This is a genomic window from Pseudomonas sp. PA-5-4B, assembly GCF_021606215.1.
Classification (GTDB): domain Bacteria; phylum Pseudomonadota; class Gammaproteobacteria; order Pseudomonadales; family Pseudomonadaceae; genus Aquipseudomonas; species Aquipseudomonas edaphica.
Genome location: NZ_WKDB01000003.1, coordinates 131353 through 152994 on the forward strand (window position 1 = coordinate 131353; position 21642 = coordinate 152994).

Here is a 21642-nt window from a genome sequence, read left to right on the forward strand (position 1 = left end):
TTGATCAGAAACCGAGGGAGAAGCTGATCGTCATCGCATGGTCTTTATCGTTGCGCGACAGTTGGCCGGAATAGCCCAGGCCCAACTTGCCATTCTGACTGATCTGGTAGTCCACGCCCGCCTCCACCACCGCGCTGTCCTTGGCGATCGGCACACCTTGGGTGCTGAACGATGCACCGCCGTTGATAAAGCTCAGGTCGGCATCCGGCTTGGTGTCGCCAAAGGCATGACGCCAGCCGATGCTGCCCCGTGGGTTGATTTTCGAGCCGTTACCCAAGGTGATGGTCTGGCCGATGCGCACGCCCAGGGTCGAGAAGGTCACGTCCTGATCGGCATCACCGCGCAGGGCCGCCGAACCGCCTTTCTCCTTGATCGTGTCGCTGTCGTAGTTGACGTAAGCCAGGCCGGCGAACGGTTCTACTACCACTTTGCCGGTTTCAATGGTGTAGCCCACTTCACCGAACACTTGCGCGCTGCGCGCTTTGTAGTCGGCTTTGAGGCGTTGCCCCACGCCGCCTACGGCCACATCGCGTTTGCTTTCGATGTCGTGCCAGCTGTATGCCACGCCCATGCGAGCGGCGAAGGCTTCCTGCTGGTACGCGGTGTAGGCCATCAAGTGGTAGCTGTCGACGTCGGCGCTGGAGCTGCGGCGCTTGGCGTCCAGGTCGCTGCGGGTGTAGCCGGCGGCCACACCGACGCGCCAGGCGTCATCCACTTGTTTGTCGGTGCCGAGCAGGAAGCCGCCGAGGTTGCGGTCCAGCTTGGCGGTGTTGCTGTCGCCGCCCATGTGGCCCCAGGTGCCCAACACACGCATCCAGCCGACCATCTCGCCGTGGCAACCGGCGCTGCTCAGGCGGTTTTCGCTGGGTGCCAGGCTGTTGCGTGGGTCATCTTCGCGGTAGCAGCCGGGCTGACGCAGGCGCTCGTTGACTGCGTCACGCACGTAACGCGAATCTTCGAGCATGGCGCTGGCGGTGCTGGCATGAATCTCCCCGGACAAGCTGTCGAACGCGGCGCGCGCCCCGGCAACATTGGAGTTGAGCAGCGCGTTCTGCACCGTTGCGCCACCCACCGCGGCACCGCTGTCCAACGCGGCGGCCACGCCACGTTGGTTACCAGTGGCTGCCACGCTGGCGTAGCTGACGTTGTTGCGGCTAACCGCCAGCGCCACCTGAGTAGGGCTGTAGTTCAACGCGGTATTGAGGAATGCCAGGTTCTCCAGATTGGTGGTGCCGAAGGTGCCGTTCACTGCACCCGCCGTGAGCAGCGTGTAGGTGGCCGGGCCGGCGTACGGCGCCAGGTTGACCACATTCAACGTGCCGCCCAGGTTCGCCGTACCCCCAACGGCCAGGGAGCCGGTCGACGATGGGGTGATGAGCAGGTTCAACGCGCCGGTACTGCCATTAGTGAAGTTACCGGCCACCGTCAGCTTACCGTTATCAGGTGTGACGCTGCCGTTGTTGACCAACGCGCCGACGCTGCCGTTGCCGGTCAGGCCTGCACCGTTGGCGACGGTCACCTGCCCACCAAACACCGCACCTGGGTTGGCCGCGTTGCCGACTTGCAGTACGCCCTGGTCCACCGCCACCGTGCCGCTGAATGGCTGGTTGCCGGTCAGCAACAGCGCGCCTGCGCCTTGTTTGGTAATGCTGCCGGTTCCGCTCAATACACCATTAAAGGTGCCGTTAGTGGGTTGGACAAACAACAGTTGCGCATTGTTGAGGATGCGACCCTGCAAGCTCAGCGTGTTACCGGCCAGCGTACCGCCACTGACGGTCGTGCCACCGGAATAGGTGTTGGCGCCGGTCAACAGCAAGGTGCCGGCGTCAAGTTTGTTGATCGACCCGGCCCCCACGATTGGCGCAGCCACTTCGGTAGTGACGCCCGAATTGACACGCACCACTGCGGCACCGGTTGGCGACAAGGTCCCACCTGCGCCTGCCGTCAGCGTGTAACCAGGGTCAAGGAATTGCAGGCCAGTGAAGCCTTGGTTGCCGACCACAGTGACAGTACCGCCCTGCCCGCCGAACACGGCAAACTGGTTATTTGACGCCTGGCCCTGGGTACCGGTTGGATCGGTCCAGTTGGTGCCTGGGCCCCAGGTACCACTGCCGCCGGTGATAGTGCCGTCAGGGTTGGTGGTGCCGCCGTTCCAGAACTGGATTTGCCCCGGCGTGGTTTGCACCAGCAGGTTCAGTTGGTTGGCCAGCGCCGTTTGCAGGCTCAGATTACCCACGCCGACCGGCAGCGAGCCGAGGGTCAGGCCGTTGTCGGTCAACGCGCCGCCGTAGCGGAACAGTTGATAAACGCCGAGTCCGAAGCCCCCGGCATCGGTAACGTTGAGCGTGCCATCAAGGGTCAGGTTGCCCGCCACATTCACCGCCGTGGTGGATGCGCCAGGCGCGCCGAGGGCGAAGTCCAGGGCAGTGCCCGACGACAACGCCAGCGAACCCACCGACAGCGGCGTCGCCGCCCCGGCCTTGAGGGTCGAGCCATCGGCCATCGTCACAGCACCGCCCAGGCTGCCGCTGCCGCCAAGGGTCGCGCCGCTGGCTACCTGCACCGCTGCGCTGTTCAAGGTGCCGTTGACCAGCAAGCTGCCGGCGTTGACGTTGGTGTTGCCGGTCAAGGTGTTGTTGCCAGTCAACAGCAACGCGCCGGTGCCGGTTTTATTCAGCACGCCTGCGCCGGTAAGGTTGCCGGTGTAGGTGCCATCGGTGCCTTGCTCGAAGGTCAGGGCCGCATTGTTGGCAATCGCGCCTTGCAAGCTTTTGGTGTTGCCGGTGGTGGTGCCGCCGTTAAGGGTGGTGCCACCGCTGTAGGTGTTGGCGCCGGTCAACAGCAGCGCACCGTTGCCGTTTTTCACCAGGCTGCCGGTGCCGCTGACCACGCCGTTAAGCGCTAGTGCATTGCTGCCGACCAGGGTCAGCGGCCCACTCAGGCTGATGGCGTTGGCCAGTTGCAGGTCGGTGCTGCCATCCAGCGCCGCAGCGCCGCCGACGGTGAGCGCGCCGCTGCCCAATGCGGCGTTATTGCCCAGGGTCAGTTGCCCGGCGTTCAGGCCGGTGCCGCCACTGTAGGTGTTGGCGCCGTTGAGCGTCAGGGTTGCCGCGCCTTTTTTCAGCAGGCTGCCATTGCCGCTGATACTGCCGTTAAGCGTCAGCGCATTGCTGCCGCCGATGGCCAGTGCACCATTGAGTACCGCAGCGTTGCCGAGTGTGACGGCCGCGTTGCTGTCCAGGGTGGTGCCGTCGGCCGCCGTCAGTGCGCCACTGCCCAGCGCGCTGTTATTGCCGACTACCAGCGTGCCGCCATTGAGTGCAGTGCCGCCGGTGTAGGTGTTGGTGCCGTTAAGCACCAAGGTGCCAGTGTCGAGTTTGGCCAGGGTGCCAGCACCACCGAGCGTGACGCCCAACGTTGCGGTGGCGTTCGGGTCGACACGGATCGCCGTGTTGCCGGTGCCGCCATTCACCAGGTTGAGCACGCCCGCCGTGCCGGAGGCCAGGTTGTAGCCATCGGTGACGAACTGCATGCCGGTGAGGTTTTGCGTGCCCTCCACGGTCACGTTACCCGCCGCGCCCTGGAACACTGCAAAGCTGTTGTTCCAGTTCTGGTTGAGGGTGCCGTCAACGTTGGTCCAGTTGGTGGTGCCAGTGCCCCAGGTGCCGTTGCCGCCGTCGATGGCGCCGTTGCCGATCAGGTTGGCGCCGTCCCAGAACTGCACGGTGGTATTGGGCGCAGTCACCAGCAGGTTGACCTTGTTGCTGATGGCCGTCTGCACTTGCACATCGCCCGGAATCACACTGCCCGGCAAACTGCCAAGGGCCAGGCCATTATTGGTGAGTGCCCCGCCGTAGTTGATGATGTTGTAGACGCCGCTGCCAAAGCCGCCGATATCGGTGACGTTGAGTTTGCCGCCCAAGGTCAGATCACCGCCGACATTCAGCAGCCCGCTGCCACCGCCCACCACCGGCACGCCGAGGCCGACGTCCAGGTTGGCGTTATTACCCAGCACCAACGAGCCCACCGACAGCGTGCTGCCGGCGTTCAGGCCGATGTGCCCGCCATCAGCCACCGTCACCGCACCCGCTAATGAGCCAGTACCGGCCAGCGTCGCGCCGTTGTTCACCACCACCGTGTCACTGGCCAGTGAGCCGCTCACATTTAAAGTGCCGCCATTGACGTTGGCCGCGCCGCTGATCCCATTGGTGCCGCTCAGGTTGAGCACGCCGGTGCCGTTTTTATCCAGGTTACCGGCACCGTTGAGCGTGCCTGCAAAGGTGTTGTCGAGGTTGCTGCCACCCACCGCCAGCGTGCTGCCGCCCGCCACTTGAATCGCGCCGGTACCGGTCAGGGTATTGAGGCTGGCATTGCCACCCAGGTTGAGGCTGGCACCGCTGCCGACGTTGACGCCGGTGGTGTTGCCCAAGGCCGCGTTACCTGTAGTGGTCACACTGCCGCCGAGCACATTGAGTGGACCGGTGAAGGTGTTGTTACCACTGAGCAGCAAGTCCGCCGCGCCATTTTTGATCAACGCTGCATTGCCGGCCAACACACCCGCCAGGGTCAGGTTGTTGTTACCGGCCACACTGAGGTCGGCATTCAAGTTGACGGCGTTCGCCAATACCAGCGGCACGCTGTTATCCAACGTACTTGCTCCATTGACGGTCAAGGCGCCGGAACCCAAGCCCGTGGCATTGCCGACAGTCAGCGTACCGGCCGCGAGGGTGGTGCCGCCGCTGTAGGTATTGGCGCCGTTGAGGGTCAGGTTGGCAGTGCCGTTCTTGATCAGCGATCCGGTGCCATCAACCACACCGCCAAGCGCCAGGTCGTTGCTGCCAACCACGGTCAGCGCAGCATTGAGCGTGGTGTTATTGGCCAGCGCCACTGCGGCACTGGTATCCAGCGTCGCTGCGCCGTTGACGGCCAGGCTGCCGGTGCCAAGTGCCGAACCATTGCCCAGTACCAAGCCACCTGCGTTCAACTGCGTACCGCCGAGGTAAGCATTGTTGCCGTTGAGTGTCAGGTTGCCCGCCCCACTTTTAGCCAGGCTGCCAGCCCCGGTGACCAACCCATCAAGGGTCAGGTCGGCGCTGCCGAGAATGCCCAGGTTGCCCGCCAGGTTCACGGCATTTGCCAGGGTGACTGCACTGCTGGTATCGAGCGTGGTGCCTGCCGCCGCATTCAGCGCGCCGGTGCCCAGCGCAGTGTTAGAGGCCAGGATCAACCCGCCGGCGTTCAATGCCGTCGGCCCTGCATAGGTGTTGTTGCCACTCAAGGTCAGGCTGGCGATGCCGTTTTTGATCAGGCTACCGGTGCCGGCCACGCTGCCGGCCAGGGTCAGCGCGTTGCTGCCGCCGACTGTCAGCGTGCCGTTGACGTTCACATCATTGGCCAGGCTGACAGCGGCATTGCTGTCCAGGGTGGTGCCATTGGACGCGGTCAACGCACCGCTGCCCAACGCACTGTTATTGCCGACCACCAACGTACCGCCATTGAGCGCGGTGCCGCCGGTGTAGGTGTTGGCGCCATTGAGCACCAAGGTGCCCGCATCCAGCTTGGCCAGAGTACCGCCGCCATTGAGGGTGACGCCCAGGGTCGCGGTGGCATTCGGATCAACGCGCACGGCGGTGTTGCCGCCGGTGCCGTTGAACAAGGTCAAGGCCCCCGCCGTGCCGCCGACCACGTTGTAGCCGTCGGTGACAAATTGCAGGCCGGTAATCGCTTGGGCGCCGTCCACGCTGACAGTACCCGCCGCGCCCTGGAAGACCGCAAAGCTGTTTGGCGCCCAGGCAGCGTTGAACGAACCGTTGACGCCTGTCCAGTTGGTGGCGCCACTTGTCCAGGTACCGCTGCCGCCCTCGATGCTGCCGTTACCGGTGGTCTGGCTACCGTCCCAGAACTGCACGGTGGTGTTGCCGTTGACCAGCAGGTTGATCTGGTTGCCGATCGCTGTTTGCAGGTCCAGGTCGGTGGCCGGGATATTCACCGGCAAGCTGCCCAGCTGCAGGCCGTTATTGGTCAGGCCGCCGGTGTAGTCGATCAACCGGTAGATACCGGGGCCGAAGCCACCGATATCGCTGACATTCAGCGTGCCGTCCAGGGTCAGGTTACCGCCCACATGAATCAGCGCCGTGCCGCCGGTAGACGGGGCGCCGAGCCCGGCATCGAGGTTGGAGTTGGTATTGAGCACCAGCGAGCCGACTGTCAGGGTGTTGCCCGAGTTGACGGCCAGGTGGCCACCGTCGGCAATGTTGACGGCCCCCACCAGGGTGCCGGTGCCGCCGAGGGTGGCGCCATTAGCCACGTTCACGTTGGTACTGGCCAGCGCGCCGTTGACCAGCAGGCTGCCGGCGTTGACCTGGGTGTCACCGGTCAACACGCTGAGGCCGCCGAGGGTCAAGGCACCGCTGCCGATTTTGTTGAGACCGCCCAACCCGGCGAGTACGCCGCCGAACGTGCTGTCGAGGTTATTGCTGCCGACACTCAAGGTGCTGCCGGTGCCAACAACGGCCACGCCGGTGCCGGTGAGTTCACCCAGGCTGGCCGAGCCACCCAGGTTCAATTGCGTACCACTCCCCAGGTTGACCCCGGCGCCTGCGCCCAGCGCGCCATTACCCACGGTGGTAAGGCTGCCTGCTTGCACATCGAACAGGCCGGAGAAGGTGTTGTTGCCAGTCAGGGCCAGGTCGCCAGTGCCGGTTTTGATCAGATTGGCGCTCCCCCCCACCACACCCGCCAGCGTCAGGTTGTTATTCAGGCTGCCCACCGTGAGGTTGGCGTTGACGTTGACCGCATTGGCCAGCACCAGTGGCGTGCCATTGTTTAGGTTGGCCGCGCCGCCCACCGTCAAGGCGCCCGTCCCGAGGGCTGTCGCGGTGCCCAGGGTCAAGGTACCCGCATTGAGGGTCGTTCCGCCGCTGTAGGCATTGAGGCCATTAAGGGTCAGGTTGGCCGCGCCATCCTTGACCAGCGCGCCGGTGCCCGTGAGCAGGCCACCCAGGGTCAGGTCATTGTTGCCAGCCACCGTCAACGCAGCGTTCAGCACAGCACCATTGCCGATGCTCAGCGCGCTGCTGTTATCGAGCGTCGAAGCACCCCCCACCGTCAGGTTGCCCAGGCCCAGCGCGAGGTTATTGCCCAGGGTCAATGTGCCCGCGTTCAGCGTCATGCCGCCGAGGTAGGTATTAGCACCATTGAGGATCAGGTTGGCTGCGCCATTTTTCGTCAGGCTGCCAGCACCATTGATTGCACCGCCCAAGGTCAGGTCAGCCGTGCCGCCTATACCCAGGTTGCCTGCCAGGTTGATCGCGTTATTGGCAGTGACCGCCGCACTGGCATCCAGTGTCGTGCCGCCAGCCGCATTCAACGCGCCAGCGCCCAAGGCATTGTTGGCGGCCAGGATCAGCCCACCCGCGTTCAAGGCCACAGGCCCGAGGAAAGTGTTACTTGCGCCCAGGGTCAAAGTGGCCGCGCCGTTTTTGATCAGGCCGCCAACGCCGCTGATCCCGCCATTAAGGGTCAGCGCGTTGCCGCCCGCGACAGTGGTGTCGCCGTTCAAGAGCACCGTGTTGCCCAAGGTGATGGCAGCATTACTGTCCAGTGTCGTCCCGGCCGCTGTCGTCAACAGGCCGCCGCCCAGTGCAGTGTTGCTACCGACGATAAGCGCGCCGCCATTGAGCAAGGTGCCACCGGTATAGGTGTTGGCGCCGTTGAGCACCAGGGTGCCGGTGTCGAGCTTGTTCAAGGTGCCGGCGCCATCGATATTGACCCCGACGGTCGCGGTTGCGCCCGGATCTACACGCATCGATACATTGCCACTGCCGCCATTGATCGCAGTCAATTGCCCGCCTGCGCCGCTGACCAGGCTGTAGCCGTCGGTGACAAACTGCAGGCCGGTAAAGGCTTGCGGGCCTTGCACGGTGACCGTACCGGCAGCACCGGTGAACACCGCAAAGCCACTGGACCAAGGAGAGTTGGTCAAGCCGTCGGCGGACGTCCAGTTGGTACCGCCGGCGGTCCAGGCGCCCGTGCCGCCATCCACCACGCCGTTGGCGATAGCTTGGCTGCCGTCCCAGAAGCGGATATTGGGCGCCGACACCACCAGGTTGACCTGGTTGCCGACCGAGGTTTGTACCAGCAGATCGCCGAGGCCATAACCCACGGGAACACCCGCTACCGTCAGGCCACCGGTCAGGCCGCCGGTGTAGTTGATCAGGCGATAAGTGCCCGCGCCAAAACCACCGGCATCGGTGACGTTCAGGTTGCCGGCGAGCGCCACGTTACCGCCGACATTGAGCAAGGAAGTGAGGGATGGCGCACCGAGGGCAACATCCAGGTTGCCACCCGCGACCATGTTCAGTGCACCGGCTGACAAGGTATTGCCGCTGCTCAAGGCCAAATGGCCGCCGTTATTGACGTTCAGCGCACCCAATAACGAACCGGTACCGGTCAGCGTACCGCCGTTGTTGACATTGACCTGGGCGCTGGCCAGGGAACCACTGAGGTTCAAGGTGCCTGCATTGATCGCCGTGTTGCCAGTGACGCCATTGATGCCGGTAAGGTTGAGAGTGCCGGTGCCGACCTTGATCAGCCCGCCAGCGCCACTCAAATCACCATCAACGTACTGGTGGTGTTGACCCCGCCAACGGTCAAGCTGTTGGCGCCACTCAGTTGCACGCTACCGCTGCCGCTCAAGCCGGCCAGGCTGACGTCGGTGGCCAGGTTGACCCCGGCGCCCGCACTCACGTTAACCCCGGAAGTGCTGCCCAAGGCATTGGCATTGAGCAACGTCAGGCTGCCGGAGACCACGTTCACGGCGCCGGTGAAGGTGTTGTTGCCGGCCAGGGTCAGGTCGGACAAGCCATTTTTGATCAGGTTGCCAGCGCCGCTGACCACGCCGTTCAGGCTCAGGTCGTTGTTGCCGGCGACCGTAAGGTCAGCATTCAGCGCAATGGCATTGCCGATGCCAAAGGACGCGCTGGTGTCCAGGGTCGCCGCACCGCCGACGGTCAAGGCGCCGCTGCCCAGGCCATTGGCGTTGCCCAGGGTCAAGGTCCCGGCATTGAGGGTGGTGCCGCCGCTGAAGGTGTTGTTGCCGTTGAGGGTCAGGTTGGCCAGGCCACTTTTGGTCAGCGGCCCTGCCCCACTGAGCACACCCGCCAGGGTCAGGTTATTGGTACCGCCGGCCGTCAACCCGGCGTTGAGCACAACGTTGTTGCCCAGGCTGAATGCCCCGCTGCTGTCCAGCGTCGACGCGCCGCCAACGGTCAAGTTACCCAGACCCAGGGCTGAGTTGGAGCCAGCCGTCAGGGTGCCCGCATTGAGCGTGGTGCCGCCCAGGAAGTTGTTGACGCCGTTGAGCACTAGATTGGCGGCGCCGTTTTTGGTCAGGCTGCCAGCGCCATTGATCGTACCGGCCAGCGTCAGGTCGGCGGTGCCGCCAATGCCCAGGTTGCCGGCCAGGTTGACCGCGTTGGCGAGGGTCACCGCCGTCGTCGCGTCCAGCGAAGTGCCCGCAGCCGTATTCAGCGCGCCCGTCCCCAGGGCGGTGTTGGTGCTGAGCAACAAACCGCCGGCATTCAGCGACGTTACACCGCTGCGGGTGTTGTTACCGGCCAGGGTCAGCAGGCCCGCGCCGGTTTTGGTCAGGCCGCCGACGCCGGACATCACGCCGCTCAGGGTCAGTGGGTTGGCGTTGAGCAGGCTGAGATCGCCGGTCAAGACGACATTGTTGTTCAGTAATGAGGCGCCACTGGTGTCCAGGTTGGCAGTACCTGTCACATTCAGGTTGCCGCTGCCCAGGGCATTGTTATTGCCCAGCACCAGGGTGCCGGCGCCCAGGTTGGTGGCGCCGCTGAAGCCGGTGTTGACGCCATTGAGCGTCAGGCTGCCCGCGCCGCTCTGGGTAAGCCCACCATTGCCGGTAATGGCTCCGTTCAGGCTCAGCGTACCGGCCACATCGGTCGTCAGGTTGTCGTTAAGCGTGAACGTGTTGGCAAGGCTGACTATGCCAGGCGCCTGCAAAGTCGATGCGGCCGTGACGGTGACAGCGCCGCTGCTCAGCGCCAGGTCATTGCCCAACTGCACCGAACCGCCGGACAGCGTGGTGGCGCCGGTGTAAGTGTTAGCGGCATTGAGGATCAGTTGACCCGTGCCCGCCTTGGTCAAGCCGCCGGTGCCCGAGAGCACGCCGCCCAGGGTCAGCCCGGTATTGGCGCCCTGGACGGTCAACCCGCCGGTGCCCAGCGTGAGCAGGTTAGCCAGCGTCAGGTTATTGGCCGTTGCCTCGATAACCCCGCCATTGGCGGTGATTGCCCCAGTACCGAACGTCGCACTGTTATCGAACTGCGAAATGCCACCATTGAGCGTTGTGCTGCCGCTGACCAACGGCCCCTGCAACGTCCAGGTGCCGCCGTTGATGGTCAGGTTGTTGAAGTTGACATAGGTGGCGCTGGACGCCGTGCCAGTGCCGCTGCTGCCGGTGGCGCCGGGGTTTTGCAGGATCAAGGTGTTGCTGCCGTTTGCGCCGCCATCCACCTGGCCGGTGGGGGCAAACGTCAGGTTTACGCCCAACAGGCCGCCGAGGCTCAAGCCGATACCGCCACCCGAGGACACGCTCGACCCGGTCACCGCCGTAAAGGTGTTGGTGCTGTTTGCTCCCATCGACACGCCGCCGGAAATGGTCCCGCTGTTGACGAAGGTATTACCCAAAGTGGACGCCTCGAAGGCAACCCGCCCGGTGAGCGTGCCACTGTTGGTCATGTTGACCTGGCCGCCACCTTGCACGGCGACCACTGGCGTGTCAGAGGCAAACAACGTAAGACCCAGCAACGAACTGGAGCCGAGGGTGCCGGCGTTGGTGAGGGTGGTGGTGCCACCGACGCCATTCGTGACGTTCAGCGCCGCACCACCCAACGAAGTCAGATTAAGCCCCAGCAGTGCGCCGGTACCGCGGATGATCCCGGTGGCCGTGTTGGTGATATTCACCGTACTGGCCGCGGTATTGCCCACCACCACACCGCCACTGAGCACGGATACAAACCCGAGCAGCGCCGGGTCGATGGTGCCGGAGTTGTTCAGTGTGGTGTTGTTACCGGTCAGGTTCAACGCAATGCCGCCCAACGTTGCGTTGAGCTGCGCGCCAGGGTTGACGTTGACCGTCAGGTCATTCACCGCACTCGAGAAGGTGTTCAGAAACAGCGGTAACGACGGCACCCCCGTACACGTCACCGTGGCACCCGCCGTGGGGCTTGCGGGCGAGCAGGCCGCCATCGCTTCGGGGCTTGCAAGGCCCATCACCAGCCCCGCTACGCCGAGGCGAATAGCAAGAGAAAGCGCAGAAATACGAGGTACAACGGCAGTAGCAAGTCTTTTATCCACGCTCAACTCCTTGTGGTCCAAGCCTTTCATCCATGGGTGCGTAGAAGCTCAACTTTATTGACCCACACGCATCGAATTCGAGATACCTGACCGTGGTGACAATTGATCCAATTTGTCGAAACGGTAGTAGACCTACAGAAAAGTCATTGAATTAAATGGTATTAATACTTTCGTAAACTCCCTGTCAGAATGGGATTACAGCCAGCATCCATTGACTGTCGCGACATAAATACAAGTTTCCAAATGTAAAAAAGGCGCTAATAACGCCCTGTTGATTCGCTTTAAAGATCTGGGAGATCTCAATGCCCCATGAAGGCAACCTGTTACAAGCAGCCGTGGTGTTCCTGCTCGCCGCTGTGTTGACCGTGCCTTTGGCCAAGCGCCTGCAATTGGGCGCCGTGCTGGGCTATCTGTTTGCCGGTGTGATCATCGGCCCGTCCGTGCTGGGCCTGGTGGGCAACCCGCAGAGCGTGGCGCAATTTTCTGAACTGGGCGTGGTGTTGCTGCTGTTTATCATCGGCCTGGAGCTGTCGCCCAAACGTTTATGGGTGATGCGCAAGGCGGTGTTCGGCGTCGGCCTGGCCCAGGTGGTGCTCACCGGCGTGGTGATGGGCGTGGCGGCGCTGTGGCTATTTGGTCAGCCGTGGAACAGTGCAATCGTGCTGGGCCTGGGCCTGGCGCTGTCCTCCACTGCCTTTGGCCTGCAAAGCCTGGCCGAACGCAAGGAACTCAACCAGCCCCACGGGCGCCTGGCCTTTGCCATCCTGCTGTTCCAGGACATCGCGGCGATCCCGCTGATCGCCATGGTGCCGCTGCTGGCCGGCAGCGATCACCCGACGACCGAAGCCCAGGGCGTGCAACACGTGCTGCAGATACTGGGCAGCATCGCCGTGGTGATCATCGGTGGGCGCTACCTGTTGCGCCCGGTGTTTCGCATCGTCGCCAAGACCGGCCTGCGCGAAGTGTCCACCGCCACCGCGCTGCTGGTCGTTATCGGCACCGCGTGGCTGATGGAACTGGTGGGTGTGTCCATGGCCCTCGGTGCCTTCCTCGCCGGGCTGCTGCTGGCCGATTCGGAATATCGCCACGAGCTGGAATCCCAGATCGAGCCGTTCAAGGGCCTGCTGCTGGGCCTGTTTTTTATCAGCGTGGGCATGGGCGCCAACCTCAGCCTGCTGCTCAGCACGCCGTTGATGGTGATCGGGCTGACCTTGCTGCTGATCGGCCTGAAACTGCCGCTGCTGTACACCGTGGGCCGGCTGGTGGGTGATCTCAACCGCGAAAGCGCCTTGCGCCTCGGTATCGTGCTGGCGGCGGGCGGTGAGTTCGCCTTTGTGGTGTTCAAGATCGGCCGCGACCAGGGCCTGTTCGAGCCGCACCTTTACGATGTGCTGGTGCTGACCATCACCTTGTCGATGGCGGTGACGCCGCTGCTGTTGCTGGTGTGCCCCAAGCTGTTCAAACACAAGGCCAAGACCGTGGAGGTGCCGGAGGAATACCGCACCATCGAAAGCGATGCGCCCCGCGTGGTGATCGCCGGCATGGGCCGTATGGGCCAGATCGTCGCGCGGATCCTGCGCGCGCAAAACATCTCGTTCATTGCCCTCGACACCTCGGTGGAAACCATCGAGCTGACCCGCAGCTTCGGCGGCATGCCGGTGTTCTACGGCGACCCGCAGCGCCCGGAAATCCTGCATGCAGCCAAGGTCGACCAAGCCGAGTTTTTTGTGATCGCCATGGACGACCCGGAAATAAATATCAAGACCGCCGCCCTGGTGCGCAGCCTTTATCCGCACATGAAAATCATCGCCCGCGCACGTAACCGCCAGCACGTTCACCGCCTGGTCGACCTGGACGCCTCGCCGGTGCGCGAGACCTTCTACTCCAGCCTGGAAATGAGCCGTCGCACCCTGGTCGGCCTCGGCTTGAGCCAGGCCCAGGCCGATGCACGCATTGATCGATTCAAAAACCACGACCACCAGTTACTCGCCGCTCAACACGCGGTGTATGACGACGCGGCCAAAGTATTGCAATCGGCCCAGGAAGCCCGCACGGAACTGGCGCGGCTGTTCGAGATGGACCGGCTTCAAGAGGAGTCCGACAAGGTGTGAACTTAGGGATGAACGATATTGCGAAATTTCTGACAGAATACGCCGCAATTTCGTTCATCCCTGGAGCGTTTCATGGCCACTTTCACCAAGACCGCCGTCCTGCTGGCCCTTGCGCTTACCGCCGGTAGCGTGTTCGCCGCCAGCAAGTCCCCTGCCACCCAGACCATCTCGACCTTGGGCGGCAAGTTCACCTTCAACCTGCCCAAGGCTTTCGTCGCTGACACGTTGCCGACTGGCAAGGTCGAGGATGGCACCGCCGACACCCAAGGCACGCTGTACGCGAACTCGACCACGAAAAGTGTCGTGATCGTCGCCGAAACCGTGCGCAACGATGGGGCAACCATCAAGGACAATGACCCGCAGTTTCTCGATGGTGCCGTGGCGGACTTCGTCAAGGACCAGAGCGCTGCCCTGCCCGACTTCAAGAAGCAAAACGAGAAGAAGCTGACCTTCAAAGGCCTGGGCCTGCGCCAGGTGGACAGTACGGCGACCCAAGGCGGTGGCAAGACCCTGAACTCCACGTTCCTCGGCGGTTCGGGCAACCATCTGCTGGTGATCCAGGCGATTTCGCGGGCGGATGACGTGAAGGGGCATGCTGAGCTGGTGAAGCAGATTACCGGCGGCAAGTAACCTGGTTTAACAAACAACACACATCAACTGTGGGAGCTGGCTTGCCTGCTCCCACATTGTTTAACCGCGTTTTTACTTCAAACTATTTTCCAGCCAGGCTTTGAGGTCCTGTATTTCAGCCGCGCTCACGGTATGCGGCATGCCCATATACCCATGAAACTCAGGCTTCAGCCCCAGCCCCAGCAACACCTCATTGGCGCGGGTGGCCGACGCATACGGCAGCGCCTGGTCCAAGGTGCCATGGCCGATAAAAATCGCCAGCTTATTCAATGACTCATCAGGCTTGAGCTCTGCCTTGAGCACCGGCAACACGCTGCCACTCAGCGCCGCAATCCCGCGCACCATGGCAGGCTTTCGCAAGCCCACCTCATACGCCATGATCGCGCCCTGGCTGAACCCCACCAGGAACACCCGATCGCTTTGTGTGTGGTACTTGGCCGTGGCCTTGCTGACAAAGTTTTCAATCAGCTGGGCGCTGCGCTGCAAATCCGCCGTCTCGCCGTCGTAATCACCCTCCCCGGGCTTCTTGGCAAACCAGCGATAACCACTGGGGTCCACCGGCATCGGCGCGCGGGCCGACAAATAGGTCCAGGTGGACGGCAACGCGTCCTTGATGCCAAACAAGTCTTCTTCGTTGCTGCCAAACCCGTGCAGGAAGATCACCAGCGGCTGGTTGCGCGCATCACTCTGCGTCTGCTCCAGGTAGGCCAACGGCAAGTCCGTGTGCAAGGCATCATCGGCGTGGGCGGCACCGGCGACTAACGCCAGCGCCAGGGCGAACAGTTTGAACATGGGCATCAACCTCAGGGTTTGCGCAACAGATACGTGTCCATGATCCAGCCATTCTCCAGGCGCGCAGCCTTGCGCACCCGTTGGATTTCGTCGGCCACTTCACTGACTTTGCCGCTGATCAGTATTTCATCCGGCGTGCCCAGGTAGGCTCCCCAGTAAATATCCATATCCTGGTCGGCCACAGTGCGGTAGGAGTCCTCGGCATCAAGCATCACCACCAAGGTATCGGCATCACTTGCCTGCCCCGCTGCCAGCCGGCGCCCGGTGGTGATCTCGATCGAGCGGCCGATGCGGTTGAGCGCCACCTTATGCTGAGCCGCCAGGGCCTGCACGCTGGTGATGCCGGGGATCACTTCGAACTCAAACTCACAACGGCCGCTGGCCAGAATCGCCTGCAGGATGCGGATGGTGCTGTCGTACAGCGCAGGGTCGCCCCACGCCAGGAAAGCGCCCACTTCACCGTCGGCCATTTGCTCGTTGATCATGCGCTCGAAGGTCAGCTGCTTGTCGCGGTTCAGGTCCTGCACGGCGGTGGTGTAGTCGATATTACCGCGCACGCGCTCGGGGCAGTCGGCCTCGACGAAACGGTAACCGGGCTCGGTGATGTAGGTTTCGCAGATCTCACGGCGCAGGTCGATCAACTTGTCTTTGCTCTGGCCCTTGTCCATCAAAAAAAACACGTCGGTGCGGTTCAGCGCCTTTACGGCCTGCATCGTGATGTAGTCAGGGTTGCCGGCGCCAATGCCGATGATCAGGATGCGTTTCATGGGGTGCTCTCATTGCGGGGCGTGGATTTTGCCATGTTCATGGCACTCGGCGTGAGTTTCCAGGCGCAGGCGCCATACAGTGTTGAAGCGCAGCTCGGTGGCGGACAGCGGCTCGACGTCGATCAAGTAGAACTTCGAGAGAGGAAATTGCATGACGTACAGCAAGGCGGCACGGATCACGAAGGGGTGGGTGACGGCCACGACATGGCCGGCGTGGCTTTCGAGGGATTTGATCCAGTGCCCAACCCGCGTGCAGAGCTGCTCTACCGATTCACCGCCATGGGGTGCGGCGGCGCTGTCGGTCATCCAGGCCGCCAACGCATCGGGGGCCAATTGATCGATGGCCTGGCCTTTCCAGGCGCCGAAATCAACATCACGCAAAGCATTTTCGATCTGCGCGTCGGCACCGAACAGGCCCGCCGTCTGACGGCTTCTGGCCTCGGGCGCGCTGACTAACCGCATGGTTTTCTTGAAACGCCCGGCCAGGGATAACGCCGCTCCTTGCCAATCCATCGCGACAGACTCGTCATCGGGAAAACGCCCGCGCTTTTGCAGCGGCGTGACGGCATGGCAAATCAAGGTCAACCGGGTGGCCTGCATCACTCTTCACTCTGTTTCATGGCGCAGTCCGCGGAGACTGGCGAGGTTGTCTCGATATATTACAACACACATGAAACAGGATGCCTCTCGGTACTCAGCAGCCCGTCAATCAAACCACTCCCGCCGCCCTTCAAACGTCCCCACAATCAGCTCCACCACCATCCGCACCGCTTCAGCATCATGCGCCTGGGCATTCACCGCCAGCCACACCTGACGCTGCATGGTCTCGCCCATCAACCCGGGCAACGCCACCAACCCACGGTCGAAGCTGCCCATGTAGTGCGGCAGCAGGCCAATGCACGCGCCGCAACGAATCATCTCCAGCATCAGCGAATAGGCCTGCACTTTCACCACCGCCGCCAAGCGCTGTTCGACCACGCTGTTCCAGGGTTGCAAGGCCTCGACCTGCACATCCGGCTGCCACTGCACCAGCATGTAGTCATCCAGGTCTTCCACACTGTCCGGGCGCGTGGTCAACCGCGAATAGCGCTTGGCGATATGCGGCAAATACTGCAAAAGCGCCAGGCGCCGCGGCGGCTCGGTGGCAAAACTCGGCCCAGGTACCGGCCCGTCGGCATCCGACAGCCATAACACCACGTCCACATCCACCGCCTGCAACGACAATTGGCTGTCGATGGAGATGATCTCCAGACGCACACTGGCATTGCGGCGCAACAACGCGATCAGGTCGCGGCCGAGGATGTCATGCAGGATCGGCTCAGCAACGGCCAGGCGTATCAGCGGCTGTTGCACCATCACCGGCAGGCGCCGCTCGCGAGCCAGGCTCACCAGTTGCGCTTGCAGTTGCAAGCCGTCGCGGCTCAGCGCCAAGCCATTGCCTTGATAGCTGAACAGTGAGCGGCGCAGTTGCTCTTCCAACTGCGCCAGGCGCTTGCGCAACAGCGTGGCCTTGATATTCAAACTGCGCGCGGCTTGCATAAAACAGCCACACCGCGCGCTGACCAAAAAGTAGCGCACCACCTCCGGCTCGATCTCCTCTGCCAGGGCCAGCCAGGCGCTGCGCGGCTCGTTTGGCGCGCGATAGGCTGCAGCCCCCTGAGGGCCGGACGGTTCTAAATATGCCATGGGAGACTCCCTGTCGTGTCGGTCGATACATCCAGTGCCAAGCCAGGCCGGTGTTATTCCAGCACCTTGTTCAGCTCGGCACCGTCAATGCTCAAGGTCGCGGTATTGAGCATGCCTTCCAGGTAGGCCTTGGCGATCTGTTCCTGGCGTTGGGCGCGCAAGGCTTGGGTGAGGCGTTCGCGCAGCTCATCAAGGCTGGCGGTGCGTGCCGGTTGTTGGCCGGTCAGTTTGAGCACATGAAAACCGGCCGCGCTTTGCAGCGCATCCGACACCGCGCCGACTTTGAGGCGCGAAACCACGCCACGTACTTCCGGCACCAGTTGCTGCAACGGTTGCAACCCGGAGTCACCGCCTTGTTGAGCGGTGCCAGGGTCCTGGGAATATTGTGTGGCCAGGGCGGCAAATTCAGCCGGTGCAGCCTGGGCCTTGCGGCTCAGTTCCTGGGCCTGGCGGCGCACGCTGTCGAGGTTTTGCGGGTCATTGACGGCGAGGAAAATCTGGCTGACCCGGTACAACGGCGGCGTCATCCATTGGGCCTTGCCGCTGTCGTAGGCCTGCTGCAATTCAGCTGCGCTGGGGTAGTCGGCCGGCACTTGGCTGACCGACAGCATGTAGTCACGGAACACTATCTGCTCAGTGGCGGCGCGGGTCTGCTGCTCCACCTCCGGGCGCTGACGCCAGCCCTGGGCATCCGCCTGTTCGAGCACGGCTTTTTGCGCCAGGCGTGAACGAATCCAGGCTTCCAGTGCGCCACGGTTGCCGCGCAGTTGTTCGCGGGTTTCAGCCGGCAAGCCGGCCAATACGCGTTGCAGTTCAGGCAGGTCGATCTGCTGGTTACCCAGGCGCGCCACCGCCGGGCCTGCGCCTTCGGTGTTCACGCCCGGCGCCGGCTGCTGAGCGGCGACCGGGTCAGCACCCGGTCGCAGACTCAACCCTACCGCCACGACCAGCAATGTCAGCGCACCGGCGCCGACCAGCAGGGTTGGTTTTTTCACAGGACAGGCGCCTCTTCATCCACCGGTGCTGCGGCCGCCTGGGCCTGCAATTGCGCGGCTTGCTGGCTGTAATCGCGCAGGTACACGATAAACTCCTGCAGCAGTCGGTCCCACAATTCCAGTTGGCTGCGCAGGTGCGCGGCGCCCACGCCGGCCACCACCACGTCCATTTCCATCAGCAAAAATTCACCCTGCAACGACAGGCGGGCAAAGCGCCGCGAGGCGTTCCACACCTCGGCCAGCCCCTTGGGCAGTTCACCTTGTACTCGCAGTGCGCAGCTGTAGGTGAAGTCCACGTAGCTGCCCTGCTCGGCCGCCGCGTTACCAAAACGCACGGCAAAACCGATGCCCTGGCTGGCGCTGAGCAGTTGCACGATGCCGTTCTGTTCGGTCTGGTTGACCCGGTAGCCGGCTTCCTGCAGCAACTCGGTGAGGCTTTGCGGGGTGACGCTGGAGATCAGTTGAACATCGCTCATAGTGTCTCTTCCTTGTTGATCATTGATTAAGGGCGGTGTGCGGAGCATCAAACCGATTAAGGTATAGCTCATCTCCAAAACCCTGGGCCAGTTCCTCGAACTTGACCCGCGCGCTGCTGGCGAACGGCTGGCGGATGCTCATCACCTCGGCCACGTCGATTTTTTCGTAAGCCGCCAGCAGTTGCCGGGCCACGCCGTACATCTGTTGATTCTTGGCTGAACATTGCTGCACTTGTGTGTCACGTTCGCTCAGTTGCGCCTGCAGGCGGGCACGTTCGGTTTCCTTGCCCTTGGCCAAAACCAAGAGCTCGTCATAGGCCTTCTTGAACTTGCCGATCTGTTCATTGCTCGCCGTCACCTGGGCTTGCGCCTGGCTGTGCAGGCTCTGTTGCTGGCCGGCCAATTGCTCGGCCGCACCCCGGGCCTTTTCCAGCTCGGCCGTCAATTGCTTGATCTGCGCCTGGGCCTGCTTGGCCTGTGCTTCGGCGGCGATACGCGCGGCACTGGCCTGGGCCTGCTCGCTTTGCAACGCCTGCAACTGTTGGGTGGTGCTACGCAGTTGAGTGCGCAGGCGCTCCTCCATGCCTTCGGCCGAAGCGCCCGTGGCCACCAGCACCAGCAACAGCCCGCCTAAGATTCGCGTGTTCATGTGGCATCTCCCTGCGCATCAAAAGCGCGTGTTGAGTTCCAGTTGCATCACATCCACTTCAAACGGCGCGCCATACACTTCGGAGGCGCTCAACCAACGGGCGCTGGCGTAGATGTTCTTATCGATGCCGTAGTTGCCGCCCACGAAATAGCCCTTGGCGTTGGTGCCGCCCAGGTGAAACGAGGAATCATTGAAGCCATCCGGCAAGGCGTCGGGCTGGATGTATTTGTAGCCGGCCAACAGGTTCCAGTCGCCGCGCTTGCGCATCTCGAACGCGTTGCCGAGGGTGAACTGCACCATCGCCGCATTGCCGCCGCTTTCAAACTGGCCCTTGCTGTTGATGTTGTTGACGATCTGGCCTTCGCTGCGCTTGAGCATCTCGCCCTTGTCGTAGGCCAGGTTGTGGATGTAGTTGCCTTGGGTGCGCAACTTGAAGTCGCTGGGCAGCTCGGCGTCCCAGGCCAGGTTCAGGTCGAGCACGTCGAACTTGGAGGCCAGGCCCACAAACTGCGGCTGCGGGGTCAACCCAGGTGTGGCCGGGTTGGGGGTGATATCGCGCAGCAGGAACACGCTGTTGCCCTTTTGCATAAAGGCCAGGCGCGAGCCGTCGCTGTCGCAGGCGGGTTGGCCGGCCCACGGCCTGCACGGGCTGGAGCGTTGGCCTTCGATATCGTCGAAGTGGTAGTACGCCATCGCACCCTTGAGGCTGTTGCTGCGGTTGATCTTCCAGTTGGCGCCAACCTGGCCGCCGAACAGCCATTTGGTGTCGCTGTCTTCCTTGTCGAAACCGTTGCTGCTGGACGCGTCGGAGGTGTACTCCACGGGGAATACGCCGAGGGTGCCGAATACGCCCCACTCGCTGTTCAGCGCATGGTTGAAGTTGGCCGCAATACCATCGAAGTTCAGGTCCGGCGAGTACAAAATGTCGGTGGAATAGAACGGGTTGGCGAAACGCCCGGCGGTGAGGGTCACGTCCGGGGTGGCTTTCCAGCTCAGGTAACCCTGGTCGAGCCAGATGTCCTTTTTACCGAAGCCGCCGCCCAGGGTCTGGGTGGTGGACACCGGGTTATTGTCCGAGCCGGTGCCGATGCGGATACCGGCGGTCCACTCCGGCGTAATCAGCGCTTTCATGCCCAGGCGAGCGCGCAGGCGAAACAGGTTTTCGCGGTCTTTATTGGCGTTAAGTAATGGCGGCAACTTGGTGTTGGTGTCTTTGTTGACGTCATACGGGCCGCTTTCATTGAGCTTGGCGTAGTCGACGATTTCGTTGCTGTTGTTGCCCGAGAAGTAGCGCGACTCGTCACGCAGGCGAATATCGCCGTCGAAGCTGACACGCGACACCCAGTCCGGGAAAGTATTGGGCTGCGCCCAGTTTTCCTGCTTGGCGGTGGCCATGACTTCGGCCTTGACCTGGTCACGGATCTGGTCACGCACCGCTTGCGGCACGTACTGCACGCGCACATCACCAGGCGCCGCCGTCGGGCCGCTGGCAACCACCGGCGCAGCAGCGGCTTGCCGGGCCTGCTGGGCTTGTTGTTCGGCCTGGGCGATCAACCCGTTGGCGGCGTCCTGGGTCAGCACACCTTGCTGCACCAGCAGGCGGATCAGGTTGATCGTGACGTTTTCCGACGGTGCAACCGGGGCAGCCGTCGCCTGGCCAACCAGGGTCGCGATGACCATGCCGACCGCCAGGGTCAGTCGATTCACGGGGGAAATCATGTATACGCAACTCCTGTAAAAACCTGCAAGAAATGGGTGTGATCAATCCGGGCGTCGGCCCTTGAGCGACAGGCGCACCGGCATCGTCACGGCTGCTGGAACGCGTTGTGTGGCATGGGTTGCGCGCAAGGCGGCGAGCACTTGCGCGTCGGTCTCGGCATCGCCGCTGGACTTCACCAGCTCTGCACGCACAACCTCGCCTGCGGCGCTCAGCCACAAATCGGCCTGCACCGCATACGCCTTTTTGCGTAACTCGGGGTCATCCCTCAGCAGCCGTTGAAACAGCCCCGCCAGGTACTGTTTGTAGGTGCCGGTGCCCAAGCCGCCGCCACCGGAACCGGCCATGCCGCCGCCCTTGCCGGCGCCGATGTTGAACGCGTCGTTGCCGGACTGCGCATCGCCATCGATCTGCATCGGGTTGGCCAAGTCATCGGC

13 protein-coding genes are annotated in these 21642 nt (G+C 62.8%); 2 read left to right on the forward strand and 11 right to left on the reverse strand.

From position 1 onward, the window contains the following. Positions 1-4 precede the first annotated feature (4 nt). Together GIW28_RS03380 and GIW28_RS03385 are read right to left on the reverse strand one after the other, a co-directional pair. Entirely contained in the window at positions 5-8611 is an 8607-nt protein-coding gene (locus GIW28_RS03380) for an autotransporter-associated beta strand repeat-containing protein (protein WP_442963520.1), read from the reverse strand. Next, entirely contained in the window at positions 8608-11382 is a 2775-nt protein-coding gene (locus tag GIW28_RS03385; protein WP_442963521.1) for a beta strand repeat-containing protein, read from the reverse strand. Before GIW28_RS03385 ends, GIW28_RS03380 begins: the two co-directional genes overlap by 4 nt. A 302-nt stretch (positions 11383-11684) precedes the next feature. Here GIW28_RS03385 and GIW28_RS03390 point away from each other — a divergent pair, with 302 nt between their 5' ends. Beyond that, positions 11685-13493, forward strand: a complete 1809-nt coding sequence (locus tag GIW28_RS03390) for a monovalent cation:proton antiporter-2 (CPA2) family protein (protein WP_099549260.1) — start codon at positions 11685-11687, stop codon at positions 13491-13493. A 72-nt stretch (positions 13494-13565) separates the two neighbouring features. Then, on the forward strand, positions 13566-14123 hold the full coding sequence (locus GIW28_RS03395; RefSeq protein ID WP_017139634.1) for a hypothetical protein: 558 nt from the start codon (positions 13566-13568) through the stop codon (positions 14121-14123). A gap of 72 nt (positions 14124-14195) precedes the next feature. Here the strand turns inward: GIW28_RS03395 and GIW28_RS03400 are convergent, their stop codons facing one another. From GIW28_RS03400 to GIW28_RS03440, 9 genes are all read right to left on the reverse strand, one after another. Next, positions 14196-14915, reverse strand: coding sequence for an alpha/beta hydrolase (locus GIW28_RS03400; RefSeq protein WP_017139635.1), 720 nt, complete (start codon positions 14913-14915; stop codon positions 14196-14198). Positions 14916-14926: 11 nt separating this feature from the next. After that, the gene (gene cobF, locus GIW28_RS03405) at positions 14927-15682 is read right to left on the reverse strand and encodes a precorrin-6A synthase (deacetylating) (RefSeq protein WP_099549258.1); all 756 of its coding nucleotides are present in this window, start codon (positions 15680-15682) and stop codon (positions 14927-14929) included. A gap of 9 nt (positions 15683-15691) precedes the next feature. Beyond that, positions 15692-16282, reverse strand: a complete 591-nt coding sequence (locus GIW28_RS03410) for a histidine phosphatase family protein (RefSeq protein ID WP_236447468.1) — start codon at positions 16280-16282, stop codon at positions 15692-15694. A 105-nt stretch (positions 16283-16387) separates the two neighbouring features. Then, complete coding sequence (locus GIW28_RS03415; protein WP_017139638.1) at positions 16388-17368, reverse strand: LysR family transcriptional regulator; 981 nt, start codon at positions 17366-17368, stop codon at positions 16388-16390. 53 nt (positions 17369-17421) lie between these two features. Next, entirely contained in the window at positions 17422-18363 is a 942-nt protein-coding gene (locus GIW28_RS03420) for a peptidylprolyl isomerase (protein WP_017139639.1), read from the reverse strand. Then, entirely contained in the window at positions 18360-18839 is a 480-nt protein-coding gene (locus GIW28_RS03425; RefSeq protein WP_099549256.1) for a YbjN domain-containing protein, read from the reverse strand. Before GIW28_RS03425 ends, GIW28_RS03420 begins: the two co-directional genes overlap by 4 nt. Positions 18840-18858: 19 nt before the next feature. After that, the gene (locus GIW28_RS03430; protein ID WP_017139641.1) at positions 18859-19488 is read right to left on the reverse strand and encodes a hypothetical protein; all 630 of its coding nucleotides are present in this window, start codon (positions 19486-19488) and stop codon (positions 18859-18861) included. An 18-nt stretch (positions 19489-19506) separates the two neighbouring features. Beyond that, positions 19507-21207 (reverse strand): putative porin, encoded by a 1701-nt coding sequence (locus GIW28_RS03435; RefSeq protein ID WP_099549255.1) that lies wholly within the window; start codon positions 21205-21207, stop codon positions 19507-19509. Between the two features lie 42 nt (positions 21208-21249). After that, positions 21250-21642: energy transducer TonB family protein (locus GIW28_RS03440; protein ID WP_236490381.1), on the reverse strand; the 393-nt coding region annotated here is incomplete at its 5' end.